At 58.5% G+C, this 10,820-nt stretch carries 9 protein-coding genes; 5 read left to right on the top strand and 4 right to left on the bottom strand.

Annotated elements, in window-relative coordinates; translation table 11 throughout:
- Positions 1–204: 204 nt before the first annotated feature.
- Positions 205–1,242, top strand: coding sequence for a glycosyltransferase family 2 protein (locus tag LEPTO7104_RS36555; RefSeq protein ID WP_017296759.1), 1,038 nt, complete (start codon positions 205–207; stop codon positions 1,240–1,242).
- Between the two features lie 57 nt (positions 1,243–1,299).
- On the opposite strand, the gene LEPTO7104_RS0101440 is transcribed toward LEPTO7104_RS36555, so the two are convergent.
- Together LEPTO7104_RS0101440 and LEPTO7104_RS0101445 are read right to left on the bottom strand one after the other, a co-directional pair.
- Positions 1,300–2,832 (bottom strand): AAA family ATPase, encoded by a 1,533-nt coding sequence (locus LEPTO7104_RS0101440; RefSeq protein WP_017296760.1) that lies wholly within the window; start codon positions 2,830–2,832, stop codon positions 1,300–1,302.
- A 267-nt stretch (positions 2,833–3,099) separates the two neighbouring features.
- Positions 3,100–3,948 carry a DUF1361 domain-containing protein gene (locus tag LEPTO7104_RS0101445; RefSeq protein WP_017296761.1) on the bottom strand — a complete coding sequence of 283 codons (849 nt, stop codon included), beginning with the start codon at positions 3,946–3,948 and terminating at the stop codon, positions 3,100–3,102.
- A gap of 245 nt (positions 3,949–4,193) precedes the next feature.
- Between LEPTO7104_RS0101445 and LEPTO7104_RS0101450 the strand changes: the two genes are divergently transcribed.
- From LEPTO7104_RS0101450 to ilvA, 4 genes are all read left to right on the top strand, one after another.
- Positions 4,194–5,696, top strand: coding sequence for a S10 family peptidase (locus LEPTO7104_RS0101450; protein WP_017296762.1), 1,503 nt, complete (start codon positions 4,194–4,196; stop codon positions 5,694–5,696).
- 328 nt (positions 5,697–6,024) lie between these two features.
- Positions 6,025–6,435: a tellurite resistance TerB family protein gene (locus tag LEPTO7104_RS0101455; protein ID WP_040695827.1), complete on the top strand. Its 411-nt coding sequence runs from the start codon at positions 6,025–6,027 to the stop codon at positions 6,433–6,435.
- 268 nt (positions 6,436–6,703) lie between these two features.
- Positions 6,704–7,213, top strand: a complete 510-nt coding sequence (infC, locus tag LEPTO7104_RS0101460) for a translation initiation factor IF-3 (RefSeq protein ID WP_017296764.1) — start codon at positions 6,704–6,706, stop codon at positions 7,211–7,213.
- A 236-nt stretch (positions 7,214–7,449) separates the two neighbouring features.
- Positions 7,450–8,961: a threonine ammonia-lyase, biosynthetic gene (ilvA, locus tag LEPTO7104_RS0101465; RefSeq protein WP_026072273.1), complete on the top strand. Its 1,512-nt coding sequence runs from the start codon at positions 7,450–7,452 to the stop codon at positions 8,959–8,961.
- Positions 8,962–8,991: 30 nt separating this feature from the next.
- Here the strand turns inward: ilvA and LEPTO7104_RS0101470 are convergent, their stop codons facing one another.
- Both LEPTO7104_RS0101470 and LEPTO7104_RS32305 read right to left on the bottom strand, forming a co-directional pair.
- Positions 8,992–10,191, bottom strand: a complete 1,200-nt coding sequence (locus LEPTO7104_RS0101470) for an IS4 family transposase (protein ID WP_026072274.1) — start codon at positions 10,189–10,191, stop codon at positions 8,992–8,994.
- A 217-nt stretch (positions 10,192–10,408) separates the two neighbouring features.
- Positions 10,409–10,820 (bottom strand): hypothetical protein (locus tag LEPTO7104_RS32305; protein WP_017296767.1); only part of this gene is annotated, 412 nt, incomplete at its 5' end.

The raw sequence follows: 10,820 nt of genomic DNA on the forward strand, positions 1-10,820 counted from the left end.
GTGAAATGCGTCTGTCAGAGAGAGTCTAATTCTTTTTTGAAAAGAAAAAATAGCTTCTAGGGTGTGCGACTGCAGCGACTTTTGAGCAGTGTGCCTGGCTTGAGCTGAGATGAACTGACGAAAATAGGCTTTTGTCTGTGTCACTACAGATAAAAGCAGGTGTATTGCGATTAAAATATCGAACTCTTTGGAGCGTTTTTTAAAATGTTGCCTAAGTACTCTGTTGTTATTCCTACGTTAAATCGCTCGGGCAAGCTGAGGAAGGCGATCGATAGCGTGCTCAGTCAGTCGGTTGACGGGGAATTGGAGATCGTCGTCATCGACAATTGCAGCGATGACGATACCCAGGCCGTGCTGGCAGAGCCGGGGTATGCCGCAGTACGTGTCGTTCGGCAGCCCATGCGGGTGCCCAGAATTCAAAATTTCATGACGGCTCTCAGGTCAGCGACAGGGGACTACGTTTCTATCCTCTTTGACGATGAGGAAATGATGCCTGGCAACCTGCTGATCAAGGGGCAGGTGATGGATGAGCACCCTGAGGTCATTGCCGTCACCTCGTCGATTGTGAAGCGGGAGGCCGATGGTCGGGTGAGTATTGGCAGCGTGTCGCGGTCGGCCTTTACCATCGAAGCGCGGGGAGAGTATCTTCGCAACATGTTTGTCACCTGGCCCGGCGGACTGCCCCAGGTGTTAATGCGCCGCTCCACCCTAGATCATCTAGAACTAGAGGCCCGCGACGAGCCTCTGGATGCCGATGCCTTTGTGATGAAGCTCTCGACCCTGGGGGCGATCGCCACCCTCCCCGATGGCCTGGTCACCGAGACCGTCACCGACTCCGAAATGGTTCGCAACGGGCTCTTGGAGCGCGTTGAGGTAACCGGAGAGCCGGGCAACTTCGTCAGTTTGCCCACCATCTGGTTTGGCTGGTCCCACTACCGCATGCGGATTGAGCATCTGCTGCAATCGAACGATTTGTCAAATCAACAAATTCGATCGCTGCGCCGGGCCGCCTACCGAGTGTTTCGCAAGGATGTTTGGAAGGCCGCCTACTGCCGATGGCAGGTGACCAGACGCATGCAGAACGCGATCGCTCTGTTGCTCCGAGCCGCAGCCTTCGATCCCGGATTGCTAATTCCCCCGGTCGATCTCTTTCTAGTCCGCAAACCCAACGCCAAGCCCGGTCCCATGGCCAAGCTAGGATTTCGACGCTCTCTGGTCGGGGCATCGCTCAAAACCAGCTGACCCAGGGTTGCCCTAGATTGGGCTGAGGCCGGGCCTGAGAGCGATCTATCTCCACCCCTAGCGGGCCGCCACGAATCGCTCCTGGGCCATGGCCCGCAGCCGCTGAATGTCTTCCCGACGGGTGACAGAGAGGGGGACGGTGGCCTTGATTTCTGCAATCAGCAGGGCGGTGTCGGCCGGGCGGTTTTCGTGCAGGGCGCGGTAGTGGGCGGTGATCACCGCCTGCTCGATCTCGGCTCCGCTAAAGCCTTCGGTGGCCACGACCAGTTCTTCCAGCGCAAATTGCTCAGTGCCCTGCTGGCGGCGTTTTAGGTGAATGTGCAAAATGTCGCGCCGCTCGTCGGCTTCGGGCAGATCGACAAAAAAGATTTCGTCGAAGCGGCCCTTGCGCAGCAGCTCTGGCGGCAGCGCCGACAGATCGTTGGCGGTGGCCACCACAAAGATCTCCTGGGATTTTTCCTGGAGCCAGGTGAGAAAATAGCCAAACAGACGACGGCTCAGGCCGCCATCGCCCTCGCCGCTAGTCTGCCCCAAGCTTTTCTCAATTTCGTCCACCCAGAGAATGCAGGGGGCCATGGTTTCGGCCATGGTGACAGCGCGGCGAAAGTTTTTGTCGGATTCCCCCACGTACTTGTCGTAGAGGCGACCGGCATCGAGCTTGAGCAGGGGCAGTTTCCACTGGCGGGCAATGGTTTTGGCCGCCAGCGATTTGCCGCAGCCCTGAATGCCCACAATCAAAATGCCCTTAGGGGCGGGCAGGTTGTACTGGCGAGCCTGGGGGGTAAAGCCAACTTTGGCGTAGCACAACCAGCGCTTGAGGCCCTCAAAGCCGCCCAGCTCGGCCAGGTTGGTCTCGGGCGGAAAGTAGTCGAGCAGCCCTTCTTCGTGGATGACGCGGGCCTTGCGCTCCAGCACGCGCTTGACATCCTCAGCGTCGAGGCGACCATCCTGAAGGGCGGCGTAGGACACCACCTTGCGGGTTTGGCTCAGGGTCATGCCCTGGAGGGCGCTGACCAGGGCGCGGATGTCTTCTGGAGTGAGGTCAACCTTGACCCGACCCCTGAGGGCCCGCACCACCTCGGAAACGGCATTGTAAAGCTCTTCGGGTTCGGGCAGCTTGATATCGAAATACACGGCGTCGTGGGCAATTTCGGGGGGCAGGCTGTTGCCGCTGCCGCTGATCACCAGGGTCGAGCGGTTGTGGGAAAACTGCTCGGTGACTTCTCGAAACTGCCGCGCCACCACCGCATCCTTGAGGTGGGGGGCAAAATCCTTGAGCCAAAAGATGGCTTTGAAGCTGATCTCCTGGATGTGGCGCAGCATGTCGATGGGCTCGGTGGTCTTGGGCAGGGCCTGGCTGCGCTTGGCCCCAGGGGGCGCGTACTCGTTTTGCCAGCGGTTGTCGGGGCTGTCGGGTGATCGCATCAGCCCCTGGGCAATGCTCCACTCAAACACCGCCATCTGCATATCTGCGCAGGCGGCGCCAATCAACCCCTGCACCCGTTCTTCTTCGACCGTATCAATCACCACCACCGGGTGAAAGGAGGTCACCAGGGTTTGAAAGTGCTGCACGCTGGCTTTAAAAGACATGGCTGCCCGGAGTAACGCTAGGGCTAATGTGCCCGCTTCTGTCTACGTTTTCTGCACGGCGGCATCCGGACGCCCAGAACCGCTGGGCAGAAATCAAGCCAATGGTCTAACTCCCCTACCCCCTTAGCTCCCCCGCCCCCAGCTCCCCTATCCCCTACCTCCCCCGCTCCCTAGCTCGCAGAAATAGTCCCTAAACTTCCGCCTCAAAGTCCTAGCCCCCTACCCCCTTGCGATCGGCCACAGCCGATCAACCCATGTCGCAGTCCCCTAGAGGACATCGATGCCCTGGCGGGCGTAGCGAATGCGCAGCTTTAGCCCCAGGGTGACCTGCTTCATCAGCCAGTACAGGCTGGCCAAAATCAGAAAGGTGACAAAAATAACGGCAGCCGGACGTTTGGAGGTCAGGACATCGAGGGTGTAAGCAATCACGCCAGTCGGATCGACAACCAGATCCCAGCTGTTGAAGCGGAGAAAACGCCCCAGGTAAATGCCCACCGCGCACAGGGCGTGGATCAACAGCTCGATGGGCAAAATTAGCCTCTTGGCGCCGTGCTGCTTGAGGTAGATAGCCAGATTGAGAATGGAGATGACGTAGGCCTCAAACCCCAGGCCAATGGCGGCGATGTGGAGGGGAATAAAGATCAGCGCTACCACCCAGACTGGAATTTGCCCTGAGCTAGTGCCCCGAATCAGGTGAATGATGTCGGTCAGCACGTAGGGGGCATTGGGCAAGAAGGCGAAAAACAGCACCAGCCCGACCCACCAGAGCCAGCTCTGGGCCGTCGGTGTTTTTTTAAAGATTCTGATGCTGAGGATGGCCGCCAGCACAATCACTACCAGCAGCCACAGCAGCCGCAGCTGGGCGGTAGAGCCTCCGGCACCGGCAATATTGACCCACCCGCGCACCACTCGCGGCAGACGTGGCAGCAGCCCTATGGCCCCAACGGCTCCGATGACTAGCCAGGTGGCCAACAGCCATCCCTTTGGGGTGGTCTGACGGCGAAACAGGCCAAAGCTGAGCAGCAGGGGAATAAACGCTAAAAACAGGTTCCACAAAATCCAGCCGCTGTAAACGTTGTTAAAGGCGCTGGCAATATCGAGCAGAAGCGATCGCATGGGGGTACATCCGGGGCAGCGTTGGCTCAGCGGGGATGATCAAAACCTATCGGTTGATTGACCGAGCTTGGCACAGTCAAAGCACACTTAACCTAATCTAAATGTTGGGTGAGGATTTTGAGGGGGCACAGGGGATTGTCGGAGCCGAAAGGGGCCGCAGGGGCGATCGCCTTCCAGAATAAATCGCATCCTTCAGCATCCGGTGCCCGCGCTATAACAAGGGGAGCTTTCTAACCCGCATCCCCATGTCAGACAATCCCCAGCGCCAGGGCAGCACCACCGAGCACCTGCTGACGACTCCCCACGGTAGCCACCCCTACACCGCCTCGGCCCAGTGGCAAACCCTCTACGAATACGACAAGCCCGTGGCCGAACTGTTCCACGTGGCTTACACCATTGCGGATCAAAATCTGGCCCAGCGCCCGATTACCTTTGTGTTTAACGGCGGCCCTGGGGCAGCCTCGGCCTACCTGCACATGGGCGCCCTGGGTCCGCGGCGAGTGATGTTTAACCCCGACGGCAGCCTGCCCCGCCCGCCTGTGCAGGTGGCCGACAACGGCGAAAGCTGGCTGAGCTTTACCGATTTAGTGTTTATTGACCCCCTCGGTACCGGCTTTAGCCGCACCCTGCCCGGGGACGAGGACAAAAACAAGCCCGACGACAAGGCCTCAGAGGCCGATAGGGCCAGTCAGGTCGATAAGCCCGAGGGCAAAGCGGACGACAGGGCCAAAAAGTTCTGGACGGTCGATCGCGACCTCAATGCCCTGGGGGAGTTCATTCAGGGTTATCTGTCGGCCCACCATCGCTGGCTGTCGCCCGTGTTCATTGCCGGGGAGAGCTACGGCGGCTTTCGGGTAGCCAAGCTCTGCCGCAAGCTCCAGCAGGACTACGGCGTGGGCCTGTGCGGCGCGATTTTGATTTCGCCAGTGATGGAATTTATGCTGCTGGAGGGCAACGACTACAGCCTCAGCCGCTGGGCCACGGTGATACCGTCGATGGCGGCAACGGCGGCCTACCACGGACGGGTGGCCACTTCCGACAGCCCCGCCGCCCACGGAGCCAAAGCCGCCGCCTTTGCCCGCAAGAGCCTGATTCCGCTGCTGGCCCTGGGCAGCACCGCCGACCCCGAAGACCAGCGGCAGGTCTTTCAGCAACTGGCCGAGCTGATTGGCCTACCCCCCGACCTGGTGCAGCGGCACCGGGGCCGCATCGACATTGTGACCTTTGCCCGCGAGCTGCTGCGACATCAGCAGCGCATTTTGGGCCTCTACGATGGCTCGGTCACAGCGATCGATCCGTTCCCCGATCGCCTGCAAAACGAAGGCACTGACCCCACCCTGGAGGGCATCGATCGCCTGTTTACCGGCGCCATCAACAGCCACCTGCGCTCTACCCTGGGAGTCAACACCACCCTCACCTACAACCTGCTCAGTTTTGAGGTGTTCAAGGCCTGGGAATTTTTGCCCGAGGGCGAGTACCGCCAGGGGTTTGTGGGTTCAGTGGATGACCTGCGGGCAGGCATGGCCCTCAACCCCTACCTGAAGGTCTACATTACCCACGGCATCTACGACCTGGTCACCCCCTACTTCTCCTCCGAGCACCTCAAAGATTTGATGAACCTCAACCCCGAACTGCGCCCCAATCTCACCCTGCGCCATTTTCAGGGGGGCCACATGTTCTACACCTGGGAGGAGTCGCGGCGGCAGTGGTTTGACGACATGCAGGGATTTTACCGACAGGCCGCCTAAAAAAAACCGACAGACCCTGGCGGGCTTGCCGGTTGGTTGTGTGTTCCCTGTAGATGACTCGGCTAAAGTTGAGTCAACCTTAGTATTACTGGAAGGTTCCCGAAAACCTAGCCGATTTATCACCGCCAGCGGTGAGATTGATCACAAGGCTAGGTAATTTGCCCGATGCGATCGCTGTGCTGAGCTGACTAGCTGTAAAGACTCCTGACGAGGAGATTGCACCCCCGACGGCTTTGGGGCAAAAATGGGGCACCAGGGCCATTTAAGCACCGAACAAGAAACGCCAGACGAGAAACGCCGGGCAAGCCAACGCTATGGGGAAACCGCTATGACCAATTCATCGATGGACTCGGCAGAAGCCCTGGCCAGCATTGCGCTGGTGGCGATCGCCGCCGACGGCTATCTAGCCGAGCAGGAGGGGCGAGATATGACCATGCTGCTGGCCCGCATGGCGCTGTTTAGCCACTATTCTAGCGAGGCGCTGCACCGTCTGTTCGACAACCTGCTAGAGCGCCTGAAGCGGGAGGGGCCGGGGGCGCTGGTTAACCAGGCCAAGGCGGTTTTGCCCGCCGACCTGCGGGAGACAGCCTTTGCGATCGCCACCGATCTGGTGCTCTCCGATCGCACGGTAACGCCCCAGGAGCAGTCCTTTTTAGAGGACCTCTGCGTCATTCTAGAGATTCCCAACGCCATGGCCCAGCAAATTGTGCAGGTCATGACGATCAAAAATCGCGGCTAGCCCCATCAGCCAGCCCCAGCCCAAACCCTGGTTGACTGACAAACCCCTTGAAACCCTTATACTGCCGTGGGTGGATTAGCGTTAGCAAAACCCAACAAAACCGCTGCTGGTGTTGGGTTTTGCTTCGCTCAGCACCAACCTGCGCTAGAACTTTTGTCAGTCAATCAGGCCCAAACCTGAGCAGCCGCAAAATCGTTACCTATCAACAGAAAGATGCCGTTGCGGCAGGCACAGGCTATGGTAGACATAAATTTTGTATTTGTAGAGTTTGGAGATTTGTCCTATCGCTAAAAAGCAGAAAGCCATTGTCAACCGCGATATTAGAGACCCCGAGGTTCTGCTGATCAATCAGAACGGTGAAAACCTAGGCGTTATCGACACGAGAGACGCCCTGAGGATGGCCAAAGAGAGCAAGCTCGATCTGGTGGTCGTCTCCCCCAGTGAAGACGGCCCGTCGGTGGCCAAAATCATGGACCACGGCAAGCTTCAGTATCAGCAGAACAAGCGCCAGAAGCAGACCTCACGCCCCTCCGTAAAAGAAGTCAAGTTTCGCCCCAACATCGGCGAGTCTGACTATGCCCTGCGGATCAAGCGGGCCGCCCAGTGGCTCGACAAGGGAGATTCCGTTAAATTTTTGGTCAGACTGCGGGGCCGAGAGCACCAGCACCGCGATCGCGCCACCGATCTCCTGAACCGGGTGGTCGAGGACTTGAACGAAACAGGCAAGGTGCAGTCCCTAGACCACCGCGCCCTAACCCTATTTCTGTCGCCCGCCTAGGCCCTATCTGGTGCGCCAGTTTACCAACGGCTAGACAGCCTTTGTCCGCTGGCCCCAGTTCGCAAAAAGACCCCTGGTGGCAGGGGTCTTTTTGGTTTTTTGGCCCCCTGGGCAACCAGGCTGGGGGTAAAGGTGCTGCTCACGCCGAAATCCTAGGCCAAAACTGGAATTTTCCGCCGTGGCGATCGCGCCGCCGCTCTAAAATATGGGTTTATCCTGTCGCGCTTTCCTCCGCAATGCCTACCGACTACCTCGAACGCATTCTCACCGCCCGAGTTTACGATGTGGCGCAGGAAACGCCTTTGGATATTGCCCCCAGCCTGTCGGCGCGGCTGCACAACCGGCTGCTCCTAAAGCGGGAAGACATGCAGTCGGTGTTTTCCTTTAAGCTGCGGGGAGCCTACAACAAAATGGCCCACCTGTCGCCGGAGCAGCTGGCCCAGGGGGTAATTGCCTCGTCGGCGGGCAACCACGCCCAGGGGGTGGCGCTGGGGGCAAAGCAGCTGGGCACCCGCGCCATCATTGTGATGCCCACCACCACCCCAATGATGAAGGTGAATGCGGTAAAAGCGCGGGGCGGTGAGGTAGTGCTGTTTGGCGAAACCTACGACGACGCCTACGCCCACGCCCGCCAGCTCTCGGAGGAAAAAGGCCTGACCTTTGTGCATCCCTTCGATGACCCCTACGTGATTGCGGGCCAGGGCACCATCGGCATGGAGATTTTGCGCCAGCACCCCCAGCCCATCCACGCGATTTTTGTGGCGATCGGCGGCGGCGGCCTGATTTCAGGCATTGCGGCCTACGTCAAGCGGCTGCGCCCCGAGATCAAAATCATTGGCGTAGAGCCGATCGAGGCCGACGCCATGGCGCGATCGCTCAAAGCGGGCGAGCGAGTGCGGCTGAGCCAGGTGGGCCTCTTTGCCGACGGCGTGGCGGTGCGCCAGGTGGGCGAAGAAACCTTTCGCCTCTGCCAGCAGTACGTGGACGAGATTATTTTGGTGGGCACTGACGATATCTGCGCCGCCATCAAAGACGTGTTTGAGGATACGCGATCGATTTTGGAGCCCGCCGGGGCGCTGGCGATCGCGGGCGCAAAAGCCTACGTCGAGCGCGAGGGCATTACCGACCAAACCCTGGTGGCCGTCGCCTGCGGGGCCAACATGAACTTCGATCGCCTGCGGTTTGTGGCCGAGCGGGCCGAAATCGGCGAGCACCGCGAGGCCATCTTTGCCGTCACCATCCCGGAAACGCCGGGCAGCCTGAAGGCCTTTTGCGAATGTATCGGCACCCGCAACCTGACCGAGTTTAACTACCGCATTGCCGACAACCACGAGGCCCACATCTTTGTTGGGCTGGAGGTGCAGGGTCGGGCCGATGCCGCCACCATGGCCCAGATATTCGAATCCAAAGGCCTGAAGACGCTGGATCTCACCGACGATGAACTCTCAAAAATGCACCTGCGCCACATGGTCGGCGGCAAGTCGTCCCTAGCCCACGACGAGCTGCTCTACCGCTTCGAGTTTCCCGAACGCCCCGGCGCGCTGATGAAGTTCGTCAACGCCATGAGCCCCGACTGGAACATCAGCCTGTTCCACTACCGCAACAACGGCTCCGACTATGGCCGCATTGTCGCCGGCATCCAGGTACCGCCCCACGAGATGACCCAATGGCAAGAGTTTCTCAATACCCTCGGCTACCAATACTGGGACGAAAACCAGAACCCCGCCTATAAGCTGTTTTTAGGTTAATACCCACAGGCTTAACGGGTGACAACATACCTAAAGCGCTTGCTGCATCAGGGATAGAGCATAGAAACCTCGCTGAAAATAGCGGTGTTTGTGGGGTTTGAGTGCTATCAGGTGGCGCGCCCAGTCGGCCCATAATTCCATGGCATAGATCCAGCGATGGCCATAGAGGCCGAGACTAAAATCACTCTGGCGAGGCGTCTTGTCGTGGTGCTCTTGGATACGCCCAGCATACTGCTCTACCCCGAGGTGTTTCATCTGCTGCCCATACATCGTGGCCCAACTGTAGGCCAAGGCGATCAGCAACACTAAGGCTAAAAACCGAGAGTCATTTACCTTGGCATTTTCCAGGTGATAGCCGCCCGTCTTGCAATCTTTGAAGAGCTGTTCAATGCCCCAGCGACACCGATAGACCGCTAAGGTTCGTGCCAAGGTAGGCAAATTAGACAAGATATACCAGGGCTCTTTAGGCCCCTTTTGGCGGTACTTTCGCTTCCAATAGACGGCTAAGTTAAAGGGGCCAAGGCCATCGCCTTTATTGCACAAAATGCCCTGATAAAACCGAGACTGTCCTGGCTGGAAGCCCAGGTCTCTGAGCACACGGTACCCGCCTTCAGAATCGGTTTGGAAATGAAGCGCTTTTTTCTGCCGGAGCGCAAAGAACACCCCTCGCTTATCCAACCATGCCGCCAGTTTAGGGCTATGGAACTCCCGGTCACCCAGCACGAGCACCGGATAAGACTTGAACAAGGACAGGGCCGTTTTGAGGAGTCGCTGTTGCGTTGTTAGGTCACTACTGCCCGCCTGCCCTAACAACTCCCAATAGACGGGTAAGGCGTGAGTCCCCCACACCACGCTGACCATGAAGATATTCCGTCCTTTCCATTCCGTGCGGTCGATAGCCAGAATCCAATAGCCATGTTGATGATGTTTGAGCGTTCTTAGACGGCGGCGTTGGTCGCGGTTCAACCCCCGTCCCGTTTGCACTTGCCGAATCCAATACTTGAGCAGTGGAAACCACAGCACCTTGAGGGTAAGTTTTGGCAGCGCTAAAAATCGCTGTAAGTTGCGTTTTCGACTTTGATACTGAATCGGCTGAGGAAAGACGCTGGCTAACACCGAGAGTTTGACCTGTCGGTGGGCCTGTAGCAATAGCAACAACAGCTGCAAGGTCAAGTACTGGGCTTCACTCAGGTGGGTGCGAAGGGTGGTTTGGTAGAATGCAGGAAACATATTGATTAGGGGGAGCCGCATTGGGGTTCCCTATTTTTTTGCCCCTCCATTGTCTCAAACCCTTATACCGTATGATGTTGATGGCCCTTGTCACCCGTTAAGACCCACAGGTTAAACCGATCCCCGATTAGATCGCCCTAGCTCCCTGGCCCCCCTGCTCCCCTGCTCCCCTGCTCCCCTGCTTCTGGAATAGTACCTAATTCTCTGCCTAAGACTCCTAGCCACCGATCTGCGACATAGTGCGCCCGTAGGCCCCGGTGGTACCCGACTCGCGCATTTTGTAGTTGATGTCGGGCTTGGTCGCCAGCAATTCCGCCACCTGGCGCTTCAGTTCGGCGGTGGGAACACCCTGGCGCAGGGCAGTTTTGAGGTCGATCTGGCCAGTCTCGTTCAGCAGGCAGGGGCGCAGCCAGCCGTCCGCCGACAGGCGCATGCGGTTGCAGCGATCGCAGAAGCACTCCGACATCTGGCTGATAAACCCCACTGTGCCCTGGGCCCCCGGAATTTGAAACACATCTGCGGGGCCGTTGCCGAGCACATCGCCCTCGGTTAGGCCCCAGCGCTGACGAATGCGATCGCGCAGGGTTTCCGAATCGACCCAGCCCTTGGCCTCAAACAGGCTGTCGTTG

This window comes from Nodosilinea nodulosa PCC 7104, from assembly GCF_000309385.1.
Classification (GTDB): Bacteria; Cyanobacteriota; Cyanobacteriia; order Phormidesmidales; family Phormidesmidaceae; genus Nodosilinea; species Nodosilinea nodulosa.